The organism is Streptomyces sp. NPDC001020 (genome assembly GCF_053599115.1).
The window spans coordinates 1-19,311 of sequence record NZ_JBSFLQ010000025.1; the positions used below are offsets into that span (position 1 = coordinate 1).

General features: G+C 70.5%; 17 protein-coding genes. 6 read left to right on the forward strand and 11 right to left on the reverse strand.

Annotation, left to right across the window (positions count from 1 at the left end; genetic code table 11):
- Positions 1-91 precede the first annotated feature (91 nt).
- From ACWDEX_RS23205 to ACWDEX_RS23215, 3 genes are all read right to left on the reverse strand, one after another.
- Entirely contained in the window at positions 92-1,006 is a 915-nt protein-coding gene (locus ACWDEX_RS23205; RefSeq protein WP_450465730.1) for a universal stress protein, read from the reverse strand.
- 159 nt (positions 1,007-1,165) lie between these two features.
- Entirely contained in the window at positions 1,166-1,408 is a 243-nt protein-coding gene (locus tag ACWDEX_RS23210) for a DUF397 domain-containing protein (protein WP_450465731.1), read from the reverse strand.
- A gap of 231 nt (positions 1,409-1,639) precedes the next feature.
- Entirely contained in the window at positions 1,640-2,485 is an 846-nt protein-coding gene (locus ACWDEX_RS23215; RefSeq protein WP_450465732.1) for an alpha/beta fold hydrolase, read from the reverse strand.
- 223 nt (positions 2,486-2,708) lie between these two features.
- Here ACWDEX_RS23215 and paaK point away from each other — a divergent pair, with 223 nt between their 5' ends.
- The gene (gene paaK / locus ACWDEX_RS23220; RefSeq protein ID WP_450465733.1) at positions 2,709-4,004 is read left to right on the forward strand and encodes a phenylacetate--CoA ligase PaaK; all 1,296 of its coding nucleotides are present in this window, start codon (positions 2,709-2,711) and stop codon (positions 4,002-4,004) included.
- A gap of 2 nt (positions 4,005-4,006) precedes the next feature.
- Here paaK and ACWDEX_RS23225 read toward each other — a convergent pair whose 3' ends face one another.
- Positions 4,007-5,506, reverse strand: coding sequence for an acyl-CoA synthetase (locus ACWDEX_RS23225; protein ID WP_450465734.1), 1,500 nt, complete (start codon positions 5,504-5,506; stop codon positions 4,007-4,009).
- A gap of 230 nt (positions 5,507-5,736) precedes the next feature.
- Here ACWDEX_RS23225 and ACWDEX_RS23230 point away from each other — a divergent pair, with 230 nt between their 5' ends.
- The gene (locus ACWDEX_RS23230; protein ID WP_450465735.1) at positions 5,737-7,533 is read left to right on the forward strand and encodes a serine hydrolase; all 1,797 of its coding nucleotides are present in this window, start codon (positions 5,737-5,739) and stop codon (positions 7,531-7,533) included.
- A 57-nt stretch (positions 7,534-7,590) separates the two neighbouring features.
- Here the strand turns inward: ACWDEX_RS23230 and ACWDEX_RS23235 are convergent, their stop codons facing one another.
- From ACWDEX_RS23235 to ACWDEX_RS23255, 5 genes are all read right to left on the reverse strand, one after another.
- A complete protein-coding gene (locus ACWDEX_RS23235) occupies positions 7,591-9,171 on the reverse strand; it encodes a phytoene desaturase family protein (protein WP_450465736.1) in 1,581 nt (526 codons plus the stop codon).
- 53 nt (positions 9,172-9,224) lie between these two features.
- Positions 9,225-10,955: a tetratricopeptide repeat protein gene (locus ACWDEX_RS23240; protein ID WP_450465847.1), complete on the reverse strand. Its 1,731-nt coding sequence runs from the start codon at positions 10,953-10,955 to the stop codon at positions 9,225-9,227.
- Positions 10,956-11,008: 53 nt separating this feature from the next.
- Positions 11,009-11,944, reverse strand: coding sequence for an oxygenase MpaB family protein (locus ACWDEX_RS23245; protein ID WP_450465737.1), 936 nt, complete (start codon positions 11,942-11,944; stop codon positions 11,009-11,011).
- A 27-nt stretch (positions 11,945-11,971) separates the two neighbouring features.
- Positions 11,972-12,820, reverse strand: a complete 849-nt coding sequence (locus ACWDEX_RS23250; protein ID WP_450465738.1) for a hypothetical protein — start codon at positions 12,818-12,820, stop codon at positions 11,972-11,974.
- Between the two features lie 184 nt (positions 12,821-13,004).
- Entirely contained in the window at positions 13,005-13,631 is a 627-nt protein-coding gene (locus ACWDEX_RS23255; protein ID WP_450465739.1) for a LysE/ArgO family amino acid transporter, read from the reverse strand.
- Positions 13,632-13,701: 70 nt separating this feature from the next.
- Between ACWDEX_RS23255 and ACWDEX_RS23260 the strand changes: the two genes are divergently transcribed.
- Positions 13,702-14,607, forward strand: a complete 906-nt coding sequence (locus ACWDEX_RS23260; protein WP_450465740.1) for a LysR family transcriptional regulator ArgP — start codon at positions 13,702-13,704, stop codon at positions 14,605-14,607.
- Positions 14,608-14,667: 60 nt separating this feature from the next.
- Here the strand turns inward: ACWDEX_RS23260 and ACWDEX_RS23265 are convergent, their stop codons facing one another.
- Positions 14,668-16,023: an NAD(P)/FAD-dependent oxidoreductase gene (locus ACWDEX_RS23265; protein ID WP_450465741.1), complete on the reverse strand. Its 1,356-nt coding sequence runs from the start codon at positions 16,021-16,023 to the stop codon at positions 14,668-14,670.
- Between the two features lie 500 nt (positions 16,024-16,523).
- On the opposite strand from ACWDEX_RS23265, the gene dhaK reads away from it, so the two are divergent.
- Genes dhaK through ACWDEX_RS23280 form a run of 3 tightly spaced genes read left to right on the forward strand, consistent with a single transcriptional unit; the run spans position 16,524 to position 18,560 of the window.
- Positions 16,524-17,516 carry a dihydroxyacetone kinase subunit DhaK gene (gene dhaK, locus ACWDEX_RS23270; RefSeq protein WP_450465742.1) on the forward strand — a complete coding sequence of 331 codons (993 nt, stop codon included), beginning with the start codon at positions 16,524-16,526 and terminating at the stop codon, positions 17,514-17,516.
- Positions 17,517-17,551: 35 nt separating this feature from the next.
- Positions 17,552-18,151: a dihydroxyacetone kinase subunit DhaL gene (gene dhaL / locus ACWDEX_RS23275; protein WP_450465744.1), complete on the forward strand. Its 600-nt coding sequence runs from the start codon at positions 17,552-17,554 to the stop codon at positions 18,149-18,151.
- Positions 18,144-18,560 carry a PTS-dependent dihydroxyacetone kinase phosphotransferase subunit DhaM gene (locus ACWDEX_RS23280; protein WP_450465746.1) on the forward strand — a complete coding sequence of 139 codons (417 nt, stop codon included), beginning with the start codon at positions 18,144-18,146 and terminating at the stop codon, positions 18,558-18,560. The genes dhaL and ACWDEX_RS23280 overlap by 8 nt, the downstream gene beginning before the upstream one ends.
- Positions 18,561-18,666: 106 nt before the next feature.
- On the opposite strand, the gene ACWDEX_RS23285 is transcribed toward ACWDEX_RS23280, so the two are convergent.
- A complete protein-coding gene (locus ACWDEX_RS23285) occupies positions 18,667-19,212 on the reverse strand; it encodes a PadR family transcriptional regulator (RefSeq protein WP_450465747.1) in 546 nt (181 codons plus the stop codon).
- Positions 19,213-19,311: the final 99 nt, after the last annotated feature.

Below are 19,311 nucleotides of genomic sequence, written 5' to 3' on the forward strand. Positions count from 1 at the left end.
AATCCACACCGAACCCGGAAGGCCCTCACCCATTCAAGAATCCTCAGCCGAGACCGGCATCACCAGTCCACAACCTCCCGGGACAGAACACCTAGTCGGTGCGAGCAGGCTCGGTCGTCGGGGGGATCACCGCGATGGGGCCGGCCGCGTGGAGCAGGACGGCCTGGGTCACCGAACCGATCATGCGGGCAGGGGCGAGGAGGCGGCGACGGTGACGGCCCACGACGACCAGTTCGGCGCCGTTGGAGGCCGCTACCAGGTGACCCGCGGCGTCCCCGGGAGGGGTCGAGAGTTCGACCCGCACATCCGGGTGCCGCTCCCGATGGATGGCGAGGAGGCCCGCGGCCAGGGTCCGGGTCTCGCCCTCCACCGCGTCCTCGTCGTCGCCCGGAGGGATCAGTTCACTGGGCGCCGTCCAGATCCGTGCCGGCGGCCAGGGGTATGCGGCGACCACGTGCAGCCGGGCACCGCGGCGGTCCGCCTCCGCGAAGGCGAAGGCGAGGGTGGCGTCGGCGGGACTTTCGACGTGCAGGCCGACGACGACACGCGGCCCCGGTGCGACGGGCGGACCCTCGTGCACCTGACGCCCCGGGCGCGGCACCACGACCACCGGGCAGTCGGCGTCGCGTGCGGCAGCCACACCGCAGGAGCCGAGCAGCAGACTGGCGAAGCCGCCGCGGCCCCGTGAGCCGAGCACCATCAGCTGAGCGCTGCCGCCCAGTTCGGGCAGCATCGCGGCCGGGGCGCCGGCCAGCGACAGGTACTCCATGACCGGGCGGTCGGCCCGGCCTTCCAGCCACGCCCTCACCTCGTCGAGCACCTGGTCCTCATCCGGGTCCGGGGGGCCGGCGACCAGGACATCGGGCTGCGCCCAGGACGCGTACTGCCGCACGTGGACCACACGCAGCGGCGCCTCGCGCAGCCGGGCGGCGGTCAGCGCCCACTCCAGCGCGCGCAGGCTGTCGTCCGATCCGTCGACGGCCGCGACGACCGGCAGGGTACTCATGGGATCCTCGCCTCCGGCACACACCACTGTGATCGTTCCGGAGCCAGCCTGACGTACCGGACGGCCCCGGAACGGGGTCACCGACCGCGTGTCCGGAAATTCCGCCAGGGTCTTTCGTCGGATCCGGCTTGATCCGAACGGAGAGCCCTGGGCAACGGCTTACGTCAGGTCGAACTCCCCCTCCCGCGCGCCCGACACGAACGCGCCCCACTCCGCGGGGGTGAAGATCAGGGAAGGGCTCTCGGGACGGCCACTGTTGCGCATGGCGATAAAGCCTTCGACGAAGGCGATCTGGACATCCCCTAGCCCTCGACTGCTGGAGTGCCAGTCGGCGTTGCTGAGGTCCAGCTCCGGCTTGTCCCAGCCCGTGAGCAACTGCTGCTGGATGGTGCTCTCGGCCACGTCCATGCTCCTCCCGATTCGTCGTCCGCGGCCAGCCTAGCGATCGTGTCCCACCGCCAACAGGTCACGGAAGGGGGATGCTCTCGGGAGGCCGGCGACCGGTCGCCAGGCCGGCCGAGAGACTCAGGAGCGAGCCCTGGGGGCGCCGCGCGCCTCCGCTCTCCAGGCGGGAATCGGAAGTTCGGGAAGGAGCGACGCGGCCCGGCGGGAAGCCACTCGCCGCGCCAGGGCCTACGCCGGTCGTCCGGCGAGGAAGTCACCCACACGGGCCGTGAACCAGTCGGGGTCGTCCAACCACGGATAGTGGCCGGCACCCGGTTGCACAGCGAACTCGGCGTGTGGGACGGCCTCGGTGACCCGGCGCACGAGTTCCGGGCGGGGCCCGCCGTCGAGTTCACCCGCGAGGAGGAGAACGGGCGCCGTCAGCCGTGCGAGCGCCGCCCGGGTGGCAAGCGGGTCGTAGGCACCGTCGGAGCCGTAGACGTCGGCCGCGGCCTCGTTGGTCTGCTCCTCTTCGGCGTCCGCGTGGGCGCGCGCCGCCTCGTCCCAGCGCCCGTAGAAGAAGGGCATGAAGGCGGCATCGAAGTCGCCGTGCCCCGCCAGCCATGCATCGAACGCCGGGAAGGCGGCCTCGAACCAGGGCTCGTCCTTGCGCAGCCGGGCCGCCGCGAGCCGGTCCCCGGCAGTCGCGGGCATGCCGAGGGCCCACGGGATGGCGGTGATCAGGGCCAGCCGCGCGACGCGCTCCGGATACCGGGTCGCGTAGAGCATCGCGAGGCTCCCGCCCGCGGAGTGCGCGAGTACGTCCATGCGCTCGAGGCCGAGATGGGCGCGCAGCGCCTCCACGTCGTCGACAAGCCGGTCGCATCGGTAGGTCGCCTGATCGGCGGGCACGGCGGAGTCGCCGGTGCCCCGCAGATCGAGCAGCACGAGCTGCCGCCGGGAGGCCAGCCCGCCCAGCTCCCCGAGATAGGCGCCGGCCCGCATGGGTCCGCCCGGCAGCACGACGAGTGGCTTCCCCTCGCCGCGCAGATGGTAGGCAAGTCGGGTCCCGTCGTACGCGTCGAAGACTGGCATGCCCCTGATCTTCACGGCTGGGACGGTTCGACAGCAAGGAGTTTCCCTCCCGGGGCGAGGGTCCGGTAGGCACGGGTCATGTCGACCTCGGGTCCACTCCGCGGAGGAGAAAGTCGCCGCTGACCTCTTGCCTGCGGCCGGGTGGGCTGGATTACTGATCTCCAACAGTTCGACCGAATGATCGGTCGCCCGAATTGATGTGATTGATGAGGGAGACGTCCCCATGGCGGATGCGCGGGACTTGCTGGACCAAGGGGAACAGCTCGGCGCGGAGGAGTTGCGGGCCCTGCAACTGGAGCGGTTGCGGGCCTCGCTGCGCCACGTATACGCGCACGTAGCCTTCTACCGGGAGTCCTTCGACAAGGCCGGGGTCCATCCGGACGACTGCCGAACGCTCGCCGATCTCGCCCGGTTCCCCTTCACGGTGAAGTCCGACCTGCGGGACAACTATCCGTACGGGATGTTCGCCGTCCCCCGGGAGCGGATACGGCGGATCCACGCCTCCAGCGGCACCACCGGACACCCCACCGTCGTCGGCTACACCGACAACGACCTGTCCATGTGGTCCGACATGGTGGCCCGGTCGATCCGTGCGGCCGGCGGCCGCCCCGGCGACACGGTGCATGTGGCGTACGGCTACGGTCTGTTCACCGGTGGTCTCGGCGCCCACTACGGCGCCGAACGCCTCGGCTGCACCGTGATCCCCGCCTCCGGCGGCATGACGGCACGCCAGGTGCGGCTCATCCAGGACCTGAAGCCCGACATCATCATGGTGACCCCGTCGTACATGCTCACTCTCCTCGACGAGTTCGAGCGCCAGGGCGTCGACCCGCGGAGCACCTCCCTGCGTGTGGGAATCTTCGGCGCCGAGCCCTGGACCGGGGAGATGCGGCGCGAGATCGAGGAGCGGTTCGCCATCGACGCCGTCGACATCTACGGCCTCTCGGAGGTCATCGGTCCGGGCGTGGCGCAGGAGTGCGTCGAGACCAAGGACGGCCTGCACGTATGGGAGGACCACTTCTACCCCGAGGTCGTCGACCCGATCACCGGCGAGGTGCTGCCCGACGGTGAGGAGGGCGAGCTGGTCTTCACCTCCCTGACCAAGGAGGCCATGCCCGTGATCCGCTATCGGACACGTGACCTGACCCGTCTGCTGCCGGGCACGGCCCGCGCCTTCCGGCGGATGGAGAAGATCACCGGCCGTAGCGACGACATGGTCATCCTGCGCGGTGTGAACCTCTTCCCCACCCAGATCGAGGAGATCGTGCTGCGCACACCGGGCGTGGCCCCGCACTTCCAGCTCCGGCTCACCCGCGAGGGCCGGCTCGACGCGCTGACCGTGCGGGCCGAGGCTCGGGCCGGCGCCACACCCGAGCAGCGCGAGGCGGCCGCGGTCGCCATCGCCGCCGCCGTGAAGGACGGGATCGGCGTCTCGGTCGAGGTCGAGATCGTCGAACCGGAGTCCCTGGAGCGTTCGGTGGGCAAGATCAGGCGCATCGTCGACCTGCGGCCACACTGAGTTCAGTCTCCCGCGAACCGGTCCCGTAGCTCCCGCTTGAGGATCTTCCCGCTCGCGTTGCGCGGCAGCTCGTTCACGAACAGCACCCGCTTGGGCACCTTGAAGGGGGCGAGCTTCTCGCGCGTGTGGGCGAGGAGTTCGGCCTCCGTCACCTCGCCGCGTGGCACGACGACCGCCGTGACCGCCTCGATCCACCGCTCGTCCGGCAGCCCGATCACCGCGGCCTCGGCGACCCCCTCGTGGGTGTACAGGACCTCCTCGACCTGCCGTGAAGCGACCAGCACACCACCGGAGTTGATGGCGTCCTTGACCCGGTCGACGATGGTGAAGTACCCCTCGGCGTCCCTGACGGCGAGGTCACCGGAGTGGAACCAGCCGTCACGGAAGGCCTCGGCGCTCTCTTCCGGCCTGTCCCAGTAGCCCTCGCACAACTGCGGTGACCGGTAGACGATTTCGCCCCGCTCCCCGTCCGGCACGTCCTTGCCCGACTCGTCGACAAGTTTCGCCTCGACGAACAGCACCGGGCGCCCACAGGAGTCCATGCGCCCCTTGTGCTCGTCCGGCCCGAGGACCATGGCCAGCGGGCCGATCTCGCTCTGCCCGAAGCAGTTGTAGAAGGCGAGCTTCGGCAGCCGCTCCTCGATGCGCTCCAGGACGGGCACGGGCATGATCGAGGCGCCGTAGTAGGCCTTGCGCAGACCGCTCAGGTCACGGGTGGCGAAGTCGGGGCGGCCGGCCAGGCCGATCCACACGGTGGGCGGCGCGAACACGCTGTCGGCGCGACCCGCCTCGATCAGGTCGAAGAGCCGGTCACCGTCGGGCGCGTCCAGGATGATGTTCTCCGCGCCGACGGCGAGGCAGGGCATCAGGAAGACGTGCATCTGTGCCGAGTGGTAGAGCGGCAGCGAGTGCACCGGCCGGTCGCCCGCGCTCAGATCGAGGGCCGTGATCGCGCTGAGGTACTCGTGCACCAGCGCGCGATGGGTCATCATCGCGCCCTTGGGCAGCGCGGTCGTACCGGAGGTGTAGAGCAGTTGGACCAGGTCCTCGCCGCGTGGCTCCGCCCCGTCGTACGCCTCCGTCGTGGCGAGCCGCGCAAGCAACGAGTCGGCCGCGTCGCGCAGCGGCAGCACGGGTACGCCCTCGGCCAGGTTCCCGGCGAGGTCCGGATCCGCGAGGACGAGTGCGCAGCCGGACTGGTCGACGATGTACGACAGGTCGTCACCGGTCAGGTTCTGGTTGACCGGCACGTGCACCAGTCCGGCGCGGGCACAGGCCAGGAAGCCGATCAGGTACGCGTCGGAGTTGTGACCGAAGGCGCCGACGCGGTCGCCGGGGGCGAGCCCGGCCTCGCGCAGGGCCCGGGCGGCACGGGAGACCGCGTCGTCGAGTTCCGCGTACGTCCACGACCGGTCGCCGTAACGGACCGCCACGCGCTCCGGGGTGCGCCGGGCGCTGCGCCGCAGCATGCCGTCGACCGTGACGCTTCGTCCCGCCGTCATGCCTTGCTCCTCCGTGAGGTGGGGCTCGGTTCACCCGGAGCCTGACGCGATCCTCGTGGCGTCCCTCACGGAAGGTCAAGGGCCGGGCGTCTTCCCTGCGAAGTCGGTCGAACGCGCCGGAGTCCTCGTTCCGCGGACCGCTTGACACACCCTTCCACTGACATGAATCTTTCACTCCGCACGGCGATACCGGAAAGTTTCTTTCAGGCGACGCGGCAGGAGGCTTCACCATGACGGAGAGAGCGGACAGAGCGGACAGCGGTTTGACGAGACGTCGGCTGGGCAGCGCCACGATGGCATTGGGCGGCGCTCTGATTCTCGCGCCGCTCGCGGGGACCCCAGCCGCGGCCGCAGCCCCGGCCGCGGCTGAGAAGTCCGGCCACCCCGTACTGCGGCACGGCTCCGCGCAGCAGGCGGGTCTGCTCCCCGAACCCCTGCAACGCCTGGTCACCGACGCAAAGGCCTTCCTCGGCCCCTCCCCCAAACACCCGTGGTACGCGGGCGCCGTGCTGCTCGCCGGGCGGGGCGGCACGGTGGCCCTGCACCAGCCGATCGGAACGGCGGTGCGCTACTCGGCGTACGACGAGAAGACCGACACCGGAGTGGAACTACCGGCCGATCAGCAGATCCGCATGGCGCAGGACACGGTCTTCGATCTGGCGTCCGTGTCCAAGCTGTTCACCTCGATCCTCGCCGTCCAGCAGCTGGAACGCGGAACGCTGGAACTGGAGGCCAAGGTGGCCTCCTACCTTCCGCAGTTCGGCGGCGCGGGCAAGCAGGACATCACGATCCGTCAGCTCCTCACACACACCTCGGGTTTCCGGGCCTGGATCCCTCTCTACAAGGCGCCGACCCGCGAGGCGAAACTCCAGCTCATCTGGGACGAGGCGCCGCTGAACCCGCCCGGCAAGGTCTACCTCTACTCGGACCTGAACCTGATCTCCCTCCAGCTCGTCCTGGAGGCGATCACCGGTCAGCCCCTGGAATCCCTGCTGCGCAAGGAGATCACCGCTCCCCTCGGGATGAGCAGCACCCGCTACAACCCGCCGGCCTCCTGGAAGCCGAGGATCGCGGCGACGGAGGACGCCCGCAAGCCCTGGTCCGGGCTCGACCGAGGGCTCGTCTGGGGAGAGGTGCACGACGAGAACGCCTACAGCCTCGGCGGTGTCGCCGGCCACGCGGGCGTGTTCTCGAGCGCGTGGGACCTGGCGGTGCTCGGCCGGACGCTGCTGAACGGCGGCGCGTACGGGACCGCGCGCATCCTGAAGCCCAAGTCCGTGGAGTTGATGTTCACCGACTTCAACACCGCGTTCCCGGGAAACGAACACGGGCTGGGCTTCGAGCTCTACCAGCATTGGTACATGGGCGCCATGGCCACGCCTCGCACGGCGGGCCACACCGGCTTCACAGGCACGTGCCTCGTCCTCGACCCGACCACCGACTCCTTCCTGATCGTGCTGGGCAACTCCGTGCATCCCGTGCGCACCTGGCGGTCCGGTTCCGCGCCCCGGGTGGCCGCGGGGAACAACCTGGCGCGGGCCGTACCCGTCCGGCCGGCACGCGGACGTACGGCCTGGTTCTCCGGGATGGCCAACTCGACCTCCGCGGTCCTCACGCTGCCCGCGCTGGACACCGGCGGTGGTGACGCCCGGCTGCGGTGCGGCCTGTGGTGGGACACCGAACCGGCGTCGGACTCGGTCTTCCTGGAGGCCTCCCGTGATGGCGGCGCGAACTGGGAGGCGGTGCCGTTCACGACGGTACGCGACGGCCAGGATCCTGAGCGGCATCCCTCCGGCTCGGTCACCGGCTGGTCGGAGCGGGCGTGGCACCGGCTCACCGCGAACCTGCCGGCGGCGGCGCGGCTCACGCTGCGATGGCGGTACACGACCGACACGCTGTACGTGGGCCGGGGCGCGTATGTGGACGGGCTGAAGGTCGAGGCCGGCGGGCGGGTCGTGTTCGACGGAATGCGGCCGGCGGACGCGGCGCGGATCGAGGCGACGGGCTGGACCGCGTCGACCGACTGACGCCGGGACGACCCTCCCGCCTTCCCCACGATCGACCGGCTGGGGCCGATCGACCGGTCAGACATCTGCCCGATCGGTTGGCCCCGCGAGCCGTTCCAGCACCGCCATCGCCGCGTTGTGACCCGGCACCCCGCTCACCCCGCCCCCGCGCACCGCACCCGCGCCGCACAGCAGGACGTTGCCGTGCCGGGTCTCCACGCCCCAGCGGCCGGTGCCCTCCTGGGCGTACGGCCAGGCGAGCTCGCGGTGGAAGATGTTGCCGCCGGGCAGCCGCAGCTCGCGCTCCAGATCGAGTGGGGTCTTCGCCTCGATGCAGGGACGCCCGTCCTCGTCGATGGCCAGGCAGCTCTCGAGGGGCTCGGCCAGGTGGGCGTCGAGCTGCGCCAGCGTCGACTTCACCAGTTCCTCGCGTACGCCGTCGTTGTCGCGTCCGAAGAGTCGCGCGGGCGTGTGGAGACCGAAGAGGGTGAGGGTCTGGTAACCCCGCTCGACGAGGTCGGGCCCGAGGATGGTCGGGTCGGTGAGCGAGTGGCAGTAGATCTCCGAGGGTGGCGCCTCGGGCAGCACACCCGCTGCCGCCTGGGCGTGGGCGGCGGCCAGCTGCGCGTAACCCTCGGCGATGTGGAAGGTCCCGGAGAAGGCCTCGCGGGCGTCCACGGCGGTGTCCCGCAGCACCGGCAGCCGGGTGAGGAGCATGTTCACCTTGAGCTGGGCGCCCTCGGCCCGGGTGGGCGGGGTGTCACCGGTGAGCCGGGCCAGCTCCTGCGGGGAGGCGTTCACCAGGACGTGCCCGGCGGAGACGGTGCCTTCGCCGTCCGCGCCGTGGTACGTGACCTCGGCGGTGCGTCCGTCGGTCTCGATCCGTACGGCCTCGGACCCGGTGGCGATCACCGCTCCGGCGGCGCGCGCGGCCGCCGCCAGCGTGTCGGTGAGCGCGCCCATACCGCCCACCGGGACGTCCCAGGCGCCCGTTCCGCCGCCGATGACGTGGTAGAGGAAGCAACGGTTGTGTCGCAGCGAGGTGTCATGAGCGTCCGCGAAGGTGCCGATGAGCGCGTCGGTGAGGACGACACCGCGGACCAGGTCGTCGGCGAAGTGTGTCTCGACGGCGACGCCGAGCGGCTCCTCGAACAGCGCCCGCCAGGCCTCCTCGTCGTCGATGCGGCGACGCAGCTCGTCCCGGGTGGGGAGGGGCTCGGTGAGCGTGGGAAAGACCCGCTGGGCGACGCGTGCGGTCATCCCGTAGAAGCGCTGCCAGGCCTCGTACTCCCGTTCGGATCCGGTGAGGTGGGAGAACGCCTCCCTGGTGCGCCGCTCGCCGCCGCCGACGAGCAGCCCGGTGGGGCGCCCGTCGCGCTCGACGGGCGTGTACGAGGAAACCGCGCGCGCCCGCACCCGGAAGTCCAGGTCCAGGTCTCGCACGATCTTCCTGGGCAGCAGGCTGACCAGGTAGGAGTACCGCGACAGCCGCGCGTTCATCCCGGCGAACGGCCGCGTGGACACAGCGGCGCCCCCGGTGTGGTCCAGGCGCTCCAGGACCAGCACGGACCGCCCGGCCCGCGCGAGATAGGCCGCGGCGACCAGCCCGTTGTGGCCCCCGCCGATGATGACGGCGTCGTATCCCTTGTGTGCACGCATGGTTCTTGCTAGCACGCGATGATCCCCGTCGGCCAGGGTCGGGCCACGGTGGTTCAGGGCCTGTCCGCTGCGCGCTGCCCACGGAGCACCGCCACTTTGCGGTACAGCTCCACCGCCTCCTGGTCGCGGCCCAGTTGTTCCAGGCAGTGGGCCTCGTCGGTACGGCTGGCGAGGGTGTCGACGTGGTCGGGGCCGAAAACGCGCTCGCGGGCGGCGGCCACATGGCGGTACTCCGTGAGGGCGTCGGCCCAGCGGCCGAGCCAGCCGAGGCCGACGGCGACCTCACGGCGGCTGACAAGGGTGGACGGGTGCTCGGGGCCGAGCACCCGCTCGCGGAGAACGCACACGTCACGGGCCTGTGCGAGTGCCTCCTGCCAGCGGCCGAGGCAGCCCAGGTTGACGCCGAGGCCGTGGCGGGCACGGAGGGTCTCCGGATGCGCCGGACCGTGGACGCGTGTGCGGTCGTCGACCAGTTCGCGGTAGAGCGTGAGAGCCTGCGCGGTGCGCCCGAGTCGGCCGAGGCTGATCCCGACCTCGTGACGGGCCGCCAGGGTGTCGGGGTGGTCGGGGCCGAGCAGCCGCTCCCGACCCCGGGCGACATGCGTGTACTCGTGCAGCGCGTCGGCGGGGCGGCCGGTGCGGCTGAGCGTGAAACCGACCTCGTAGTGGCTGGCGAGCGTATCGGCATGCTCAGGGCCGAGGAGCTGTTCGCGCTCTGCGGCGACCGCGCGGTGCAGCTCGCCCGCCTCGCTCCAGCGACCGAGCCGTCCCAGGTTCAGGGCCACGTTGTGCCGGCTCGCCAGGGCGCCGATCACCTCCGGTGGCGGCGTGGGTCGTTCGGCGCGCACGGGCTCGGCCGGGCAGCCCCTGCCGGGGCGAGCGATCCAGTCGTCGGTGAGGCCGGCCGCGCGGTCCGGCGGGGTGGCGCGCAGGTTGTTGCCGGTCGCCTTGTGACCGGTGGTCATGCCACGGGTCCAGGACGGCAGCCGGGGTTCGCGGGACGGTGGCCGGGCGGCGGTTGCCACCGGAGGCGACACCATCGTGGGCACGTACGGGGCGGGGGCGCGGGCCGCGCTGATCCGGCGGCCCAGCTCGCTCGCGTCGCGGGGGCGCTCCTCCGGACGTTTCGCCAGCAGGTCCAGGATGATCCGCTCGAAGAACTCGGGGAGGTCGGCCCGGTGACTACGTGGCGGTTCGGGCGGCGTGTCACGGTGCCCGAGGAGGATCGCCCACGCGTCGTCCCGGTCGAACGGGGGCACACCGGTGGCGATCTCGTAGAGCACGTACCCCAGCGAGTACAGGTCGCTGCGCTGGTCGACGGGGTCGCCGCCGATCTGTTCCGGGGGCATGTAATGGGGCGTGCCCATCGCGACGCCGGTGCCGGTCAGGCGTGCCGTGAGGCCGATGTCGTGGCCGAGGCGAGCGATGCCGAAGTCGCATATCTTCACTGTGCCGTCGACGGTCCGCACGATGTTTGCGGGTTTCAGGTCGCGGTGCACGATGCCTTGCCGGTGTGTGTACGCGAGCGCCGCGGCGACCTGGTCGGCGATGTCGACGACGTCCGGCACCGGCAGCGGATGGTGCTTGTTGTCCTCCAGGAGCCGGCTGAGGTCGCGTCCCTCCAGTAACTCCATGACGAGGAACAGCACCCCGTCACACTCGCCGAAGTCGTGCACGACGGTGACACCCCGATGCTGGAGGGCCGCGGCTACCCGCGCCTCACGCCTGAACCGCTCCCGCAGGACTTTGTACGGTGCGGGGCAGGCACCGGCGGGTCCGGCCACGGCACGCGGAAGGAGCGACTGGCTGACCGGCGGGCGACGCGGAAAGGCGTCCGTCACACCTGTCGAGCGTCCTTGGGCGGCACCGAAGTCAATCGGCGCCGCGTAGCGGCATGGATCTCGGAAGGGCCGCGTGCCCACTCGATCGTGCGGCCGAGCGCCGTTGCCACCGGCCGGTCCCAGCAGGACCGAACCGCCGGCGGACGATGAATGCCGAGTTCGTCCCGCGCCCAGCCCGGAAGGAGTCCGACCGAGGCATTCATCAACAGGCCCACGACCAGCCGCTCCCGTCCGGTCCGGCCGAAGCCGCGAAGAAACCGCACGGATTCCAACGCGGCTTGGGTCGCATGGAGTCGGGGACGTATTCGGACCAGGTAGCGTTCGACCTCCTGGGAGTTGCGCGGCACCTTCTCCGCGCCCAGCAGCTCGGCGACCGGGGCGACCTGACGGTAGTACGTGTCGCACTCGGTGGGCGTGAGCCGGAACCGCCGTGGCGCGTACGTCTGGTACCCCACCAGGAAGCTGCGTACCTCCGCGGTGTGCACCCAGGTCAGCAGCTCGGGGTCGTCCGCACGGTAGGGCCGGCCGTCCGGGGCGGTACCCCGCACCCGGGTGTGAATCCGGCGCACCAGAGCGATCGCCTCCTGTGCGGCCGACGCGGAGCCGAAGGTCGTCGTGGTGATGAACCGCGCGGTGCCGATGAACCGACCGGTCGGGTCGGACCGGAAATCCGAGTACTGGTCGACCCCGGCCATGGCCAGAGGATGCAGTGACTGGAGCATCAGCGCCGCGAACCCGCCGGTGAGCATGCCGGTCAGATGTCCGTGCACCCGCCAGGCGGGGTCACCCGGGGCGATCTTGAGCAGCCCGGGATCACCGACCGGCTCCTCGTAGCGCTCCAGTTTGAGGTCCCCACCGTGCACGGTCGCCTTGAGCTCGTCCGCGATCCGGGTCCGCAGCCCCACAAGCACCTCCGTGGTCCGACGCGACACCGCCGCTCCGCCGCCATTCTCTCCGGTCTACCGGCTTGCCTCGCCCGGGGTCCCGGCATCCAGGAACCGGTGCAGGGAAGCCGTCATGCTGGTGACGAAGGTGTCCCGGGTCTGGTCGCCGACGTGGTCGAGGGACAGGTAGGGATTGAGGTCTTCCAACTCGACCAGGAGCAGGTCGCCTTCCTGGGTACGGCAGGCGTCCACGCGCTGGATGCCGTGGTCCAGCGCGTTCCAGTCGATGAAGCGCCGAGCGAAGGCCAGATCGGCTTCCGTGGGCGTGTAGGGCTCGAGGACCCAGCGCCGATCGGGGTCGGGAGCGTGAAGGGCGTACTGGAAAATGTCGTCGACGTAGTAGAAGGACACCTCGTAGCGGAAGTCGATGCGGGGCTGGACCAGGATGCTGCCGTAGGCGAGGTCATCCAGTTGCTCGCGGGACACGAAGGCCAGGCCTATGGAGTCCGCCCCGGCCTTCGGCTTGACCGCGTACTGGTCGGCCGCGGGCAGGCGGCCCAGGTCCAGGGGCTGGTCGACGGTGGGGATGACCGGGTATCCGGCTCGGGTCAGGTCCAGGAGGTACTGCTTGCCCGCCATGTCGGCCCGGCCGGTCAGCGGGTTGTAGACACGGTTACCCTGCGCAATGGCCTGCTCGCGAAATGCGTCGTACTCCTTCTGGTAATGCAGCACCGGTCCGCTGTTGCGGACGACGACGGCATCGAAACGGTCCATCAAGGCCGCGGCATCGAGCGGGTGGCACAACGCGATGTCGAAGTCCGTGCGCAGACGAGAGGACAGGAAGATGTCCTCGTCGCAGTAGCGCCGTCCCCGAGCCTTGTAAGCCAGATCGGTCACGTACAGAAGGCTGGGGCGGGCGGGCATGACGCGTCTCCTTGATCCGGAGCACCCATTTTGCCAGCGGGAAAGGGCACGACCAACCGCTCCGTTCCTTTACGTGCGTTGCGCGTCGTGGGAGGTTCGGGGGGACTGCGGTGGCCGGCCAGACCCCGGCCCTCGGCTGTCGCCCCCTCGCTGACCGCCGCGGCTCTCCCGGAACACCCCGTTATCAGAAGGTGCGAGCCAGCAGCATGGCACCCATGGCGAGCATGGTGGCCGCGACCATGGTGTCCAGCACCCGCCAGGCGACGGGGCGTGACAGGACTCCGCTGAGGAGTCGGGCACCGTAGCCGAGGCCGGCGAACCACACCAAGCTCGCCAGCATCGCGCCGAGGCCGAAGGACCAGCGCATCGAGCCTCGGTCGGCGGCGACCGAACCGAGCAGCAGCACGGTGTCCAGGTAGACATGCGGGTTGAGCCAGGTCAAGGCCAGGCAGGTGAGCACCGCGGTGCGAACGGAGCCCGCCGAGGTGCCCCTCGTCGTCAGCGCCTGGACGGAGGCGGGTCGCAGTGCCCGACGCGCGGCCAGGATGCCGTAGCAGGTCAAGAAGCCGCCGCCGGCCAGGCCGACCACGGTCAGTGCGGCGGGCCACGCGGTGACCACGGCGCCCAGCCCGGCCACGCCGAGAGCGATCAGGACCACATCGGACGCGGCACAGATGCCGACCACCGCGAGAACGGCTTGCCCACGCGCCCCTTGGCGCAGAACGAAGGCGTTCTGCGCGCCGATGGCGACGATGAGGGACAGGCCTGTACTGAATCCGGCGATGGCTGCCGGGAGGATGCCGCTGTTCATGTCATTCGACGCTATGGATCAGCGCGGCATTAGTACAGCTAAAGTTTCTTATCTAACATTAGCTGACGTGATGAACGAGCTGCCTTTCGACCAGGTACGTACGCTGCTCGCCGTCGTCGACGAGGGCACCTTCGACGCCGCGGCTGCCGCCTTGCACGTGACACCTTCCGCCGTCAGTCAGCGGATCAAGACGCTGGAGCAGCGCACCGGGCGAGTGCTGCTCACGCGCACCAAGCCGGTCCGGCCGACGGAGTCCGGACAGGTGGTGGTGCGGTTCGCGCGCCAACTGGCCGCCCTCGAACGGGATATGCACATGGAGCTGGGGATCGCGACCGATTCGGGTCCGACCCGGCTGCCCATCGCGGTGAACGCGGATTCCCTGGCCACCTGGTTCCTGCCGGCCCTGACGCGGGTGCCACAGAACCCGCCGATCTGCTTCGACCTGCACCGCGAGGACGAGGCGCACACCGCGGCGCTGCTGCGCGAGGGACGGGTGATGGCGGCGGTGACGTCGTCGGCGGAGCCGGTGGTGGGCTGCACGGTGCGTTCGTTGGGCCTTGCGCGGTACCTGCCGGTGGCGAGCCCGCAGTTCGCGGCGCGCCATTTGTCGGCCGGACCGTTGGAGCGCTGCCTGCCCGACGCGCCCGTGATCGTTTTCGACCGGCGTGACGAACTGCAGGACCGGTTCGTGCGATCCCTCACGCCGGACGGGTCACACGCCGGCCGAATCCGGCACTACGTACCCACGTCGGAGGGGTTCTGCGACGCAGTGGCCGCCGGTCTTGGCTGGGGCCTGGTCCCAGAGCCGCAAGCGGAACCGCTGCTGCGGTCGGGAGCGCTCACACAACTGGCCCCGGGGCGACGGCTGGACGTGCCGTTGTACTGGCAGCAATGGAAGCTGGACGTTCCGGCACTCGCACTCGTGGCGGCGGCCATCGCCTCCGCAGCCGTCGAGTCCCTGCACCACCAGGGCTGACACCACACCTGCCGCCCGCCCCACGCGCCCGAATGGCGGCCGGGTGTGCGTTCCCCGCTCTCAGGCCCCCGTCCTCTGCGCCGTGTGTGAGACGATCCGGTCAGGCGTGAGATAGGCGTCGCTGCGCTCGAAGTGCTTGAGCGTGGCAGGCCGGCCCGCCTGGAAGCCGATACGGACGAAGTCGTAGCTCGCGAGCGCGTTGAGCGTCCAGTTGGTCAGCGTGCGCAGACGGGCCGGAACCGTACGCAGGGCCCCCAGATGGTAGCCGCGTGCGACGGTCTGCGCGGGCAGGCCCGTGAGCTCCACGCCGAGCGGCTTGGAGACGGCCTGGGCGCCGCCGAGGTCCACGACCAGTCCCAGGTCCCAGTGCCGGTAGGTGGTCAACGCCGCACCGCGCAGCGCCGCCGCAACGTTCTTCGCCGCTGTCCAGCCCTGGCGCATGGCGTGCTGGGCGGTCGGCGGGCAGATCGCGTCGTCGCCCTTGGCGAAGTCGGGCACCGCGGCGGCGTCGCCCAGGGCGAAGGCACCGTCCAGGCCCGGCACGGTGAGGTCCGGCCGGACGATCAACCGGCCCCTGTTGGTCTCGGCGTCGAGCGTCGCGATCAGCGGGCTGGGTGCGATCCCCGCCGTCCAGATCAGCGTGTGGCAGGGCAGTGTGCGGCCGTCGGTGAGGGTGACGGTGTTCCGCGTGGCCTCCGCGACGGAGACCCCGAGGGAGATGTTCAGGCCGCGCCGCTTCAGGATGCCAAGGGCCTTCACGCCGAGCCGCTCACCGAGTTCGGGCATGAGCCGGGGCGCGATGTCGATCAGGTGCCACTTGATGAGCGCCGGGTCGAGGCCCGGGTAGCGCTTCACCGCGGCGGTGGTCAGGTGGTGCAGATAGGCCGCCGTCTCGGTGCCGGCGTACCCGCCGCCGACGACCACGAACTGCAGCCGCGTCTCGCGCTCGAAACGGTCGGAACTCGCCGCCGCGAGATCGAGCTGGGAAATGACGTGGTCGCGGACCCAGGCCGCCTCGGCGAGCGTCTTCATGCCCACCGCGTGCTGGTCCACCCCAGGGATGTCGAACTGTCGTGTCACGCTGCCCGGTGCCAGCACCAGATAGTCGTAGTGCTCGACGCTCGTCTCGCCGTTGATCTTCCGTACGACCACGGCCTTGGCTCCGGGATCGACACCGACCGCCCCGCCGGGCACGATGACCGTGCGGTTCAGCAGACGGCGCAACGGGACCGCGACCGACTGCGCGGTGAGGATCCCCGAGGCCACGTGTGGCAGGAGGGGCAGATAGAGCTGGTAGTCGTAGGGCGTGACAAGCCTCAGGGTGGCCTCGGCGGGCCTGAGGATCCGTTCCAGTCTGCGCGCGGTCTCCATCCCCGCGAATCCGCCACCGACGATCACGATCCGGGGCACAGTCATGACAGGTCCCTCCAGAGGGAGACGTCGATGCCTGCAACGCTAGGGAACCCGACCCGGGCCCGCATCCCTAAGCCCTCTCACCTGCACGATTCGCCTATCCCAAGGGCCACCGCCGTCCCCTCGAAGCGCCCCGTACAAGGCGGCCGAGGGGTGCCCCTGTCCGGCTGTACGCCGGCGACGGACGACGGCCTCGCAGGATTCCGCGGCGGCGGATGCGTCCGTGAACGGGCGGCGAGGTAAGGGGCGTTGACCCTACCCATGGCGCCGACATCCCAATGAGTCACCGTCCGTAACAAAGAGGACACAAGTGCCTCCGTGCGCCCGACTCGTACGCGCCCACGAACGTCCGCACACGTGACCATCGCCCTGTCAGGTCCGATACTGCCGTGAGCGAACCACCACAAAAATCGGACCACCGAGATCAGAAACTGTCGCCGTCACCTCCGGCCGGGCAGGACATGGGTCGGGGGCTCAGCTGCCAGGCTCACCAGGAGGCTTCCTTGAAGATGTTGATCAACGTCCCGGAAACGGTGGTCGCGGACGCGCTGCGGGGTATGGCGGCCGCGCATCCCGAACTGATCGTCGATGTGGAGAACCGGGTGATCGTACGGCGTGACGCCCCGGTGGCCGGAAAGGTAGCCCTCGTCTCCGGCGGCGGCTCCGGGCACGAGCCGCTCCACGGCGGCTTCGTCGGCCCGGGAATGCTGTCGGCGGCCTGCCCCGGCGAGGTGTTCACCTCGCCGGTGCCCGACCAGATGGTGCGCGCGGCCGCGGCCGTGGACAGCGGCGCGGGTGTGCTGTTCATCGTGAAGAACTACACCGGCGACGTGCTGAACTTCGACATGGCGGCGGAACTCGCCGAGGACGAGGGCATCCAGGTCGCGAAAGTCCTCGTCAACGATGACGTCGCCGTCACCGACAGCCTCTACACGGCCGGTCGGCGCGGCACCGGCGCCACCCTGTTCGTGGAGAAGATCGCGGGGGCCGCGGCGGACGAGGGGCAGTCGCTGGAACGCGTCCAGTCCATCGCCCGGCAGGTCAACGAGAACTCCCGCAGCTTCGGTGTCGCCCTCAGCCCCTGCACCACGCCCGCCAAGGGCACCCCCACCTTCGATCTGCCGACGGGCGAACTGGAGTTGGGCATCGGCATCCACGGCGAGCCGGGGCGCGAGCGGCGCCCGATGATGACGGCACGCGAGATCGCCGACTTCTCGGTGCACGCCGTCCTGGACGACCTGGATCCGCGCAATCCGGTACTCGTCCTGGTCAACGGGATGGGAGCCACCCCGCTCCTGGAGCTGTACGGCTTCAACGGCGAGGTCCAGCGGGTACTGGCCGAGCGCGGCGTCGCCGTGGCCCGCACCCTGGTCGGTAACTACGTCACCTCCCTCGACATGGCCGGCGCTTCGGTCACCCTCTGCCAGGTCGACGAGGAACTGCTGCGGCTGTGGGACGCGCCGGTCAGCACGCCGGGGCTGCGTTGGGGCAGGTGAGTGAGGTCAAGGTCCGTATCAATCAAGGAGATTCAGTGCTCGACGCCGATTTCTTCCGCCGCTGGATGACGGCGGCCGCCGCATCCGTAGACCGCGAGGCGGAGCGGCTGACCGCGCTCGACTCGCCGATCGGCGACGCCGACCACGGCAGCAATATGAAGCGCGGGTTCCATGCCGTCACCGACGCGCTGGAGAAGGAGGCGCCGGACACGCCCGGCGCGGTTCTTCAGTTGGCGGGCCGCCGGCTGATCTCGACAGTCGGGGGCGCGTCGGGACCGCTGTACGGCACCTTGCTCCGCCGCGCAGGCAAGGTCCTCGGGGACGCCGCCGAGGTCACCGAGGAGCAGCTGACGGAAGCGCTGCGGGCGAGTGTGGACGCGGTGATGACGCTGGGCGGGGCCGCGCCCGGCGACAAGACCATGATCGACGCTCTGGTACCCGCGGTGGATGCGCTCGGCACCTCGTTCGAGGCGGCGAGCGTCGCCGCCGAGAAGGGCGCCATCGCGACGACACCGCTGCTGGCCCGCAAGGGCCGGGCGAGCTACCTTGGCGAGCGCAGCATCGGGCACCAGGACCCCGGCGCCACCTCCTCGGCCCTGCTGATCGCCGCGCTCGTGGAGGCCGCCAGTGAGTGACCCTGCGGAGAAGATGGTCGGCATCGTGCTCGTCTCGCACAGCGCCGCCGTGGCCGAGTCGGTCGCGGAACTGGCGACGGGGCTCGCGGGCGGCGGGGCGACCGCGCCCATCGCGGCGGCGGGCGGGACGGTCGACGGCGGGCTGGGCACGAGCCCCGAGCTGGTGTCCCAGGCGGCCTTCGCCGTGGACCGGGGCTCGGGGGTGGCCGTGCTCATGGACCTGGGCAGTGCGGTCCTCACCGTGAAGGCGCTGCTCGCGGAAGGTGACGAGCTTCCGGAGAACACCCGGCTGGTCGACGCACCCTTCGTCGAGGGCGCGGTCGCGGCGATGGTCACGGCCTCGGCGGGCGCCGACCTGGCGGCGGTGGAGGCGGCAGCCAAGGAGGCTTACTCGTACCGCAAGGATTGACGCATCCGGCCATCGCACAGGAGCCGCCGCTCCGGACCTCCAGGCCGGCGGCGGCTCCTTCGCACCCGGCCCCTTCGCCCCTGGGTGCCCGGGCAGGCAACGTTCGCTATGCCTGTCCGGGCAGATCCCTGATCTCCTCCAGCGCATGGGTCAGCCACTGGGTCCAGAAGGTCTCCAGGTCGATACCGGCCCGCAGCACAAGGTGCTGGAGCCGGTCCTGGACTGTGTCCTTGCCGGGCCCGAAGTCGCGTTCCTCGATCTCCTTGTATTCGGCCAACTGCCTTTGATGCAGGGCGAGGTGACGACGAAGGTCCGCTTCGACGCCCTCGGTGCCGACGACGGCGGCAGCGCGCAGCCGCAGCAGCAGCACATCGCGCAGGGGCTTGGGGTCCTGGGACTTGGCGGTCCAGCGGGAGAGTTCGGCGCGGCCCGCGGGCAGGACCTCGTACAACTTCTTCTGCCCGCGGGCGGGCTGCTCCGAAGGGAGGGCTCGGATGAGTCCGTCGCTCTCCAGCCGCCCCAGCTCGCGATAGATCTGCTGGTGGGTCGCCGACCAGAAGTAGCCGATCGACCGGTCGAAGCGACGGGTGAGCTCGAGCCCCGACGACGGCTTCTCCAGCAGGGCGGTCAGGATCGCGTGCGGGAGTGACATGAGGTCATCCTAGGGATGCGGTCCTGGGGTCTTTCGTTCGGATCATGCCGGGCTCGCGGAAGCCGGCACCGCTCCCTGAGCCGGCCCGATCCAGGACCG

Excerpts from the sequence above, each read along its gene's own strand:
- ACWDEX_RS23205 (WP_450465730.1), bottom strand. The coding sequence starts at position 1,006 with ATGAGTACCCTGCCGGTCGTCGCGGCCGTCGACGGATCGGACGACAGC.
- ACWDEX_RS23215 (WP_450465732.1), bottom strand. The coding sequence starts at position 2,485 with ATGCCAGTCTTCGACGCGTACGACGGGACCCGACTTGCCTACCATCTG.
- paaK (WP_450465733.1), top strand. The coding sequence starts at position 2,709 with ATGGCGGATGCGCGGGACTTGCTGGACCAAGGGGAACAGCTCGGCGCG.
- ACWDEX_RS23225 (WP_450465734.1), bottom strand. The coding sequence starts at position 5,506 with ATGACGGCGGGACGAAGCGTCACGGTCGACGGCATGCTGCGGCGCAGC.
- ACWDEX_RS23230 (WP_450465735.1), top strand. The coding sequence starts at position 5,737 with ATGACGGAGAGAGCGGACAGAGCGGACAGCGGTTTGACGAGACGTCGG.
- ACWDEX_RS23235 (WP_450465736.1), bottom strand. The coding sequence starts at position 9,171 with ATGCGTGCACACAAGGGATACGACGCCGTCATCATCGGCGGGGGCCAC.
- ACWDEX_RS23250 (WP_450465738.1), bottom strand. The coding sequence starts at position 12,820 with ATGCCCGCCCGCCCCAGCCTTCTGTACGTGACCGATCTGGCTTACAAG.
- ACWDEX_RS23255 (WP_450465739.1), bottom strand. The coding sequence starts at position 13,631 with ATGAACAGCGGCATCCTCCCGGCAGCCATCGCCGGATTCAGTACAGGC.
- ACWDEX_RS23260 (WP_450465740.1), top strand. The coding sequence starts at position 13,702 with ATGAACGAGCTGCCTTTCGACCAGGTACGTACGCTGCTCGCCGTCGTC.
- ACWDEX_RS23265 (WP_450465741.1), bottom strand. The coding sequence starts at position 16,023 with ATGACTGTGCCCCGGATCGTGATCGTCGGTGGCGGATTCGCGGGGATG.
- ACWDEX_RS23285 (WP_450465747.1), bottom strand. The coding sequence starts at position 19,212 with ATGTCACTCCCGCACGCGATCCTGACCGCCCTGCTGGAGAAGCCGTCG.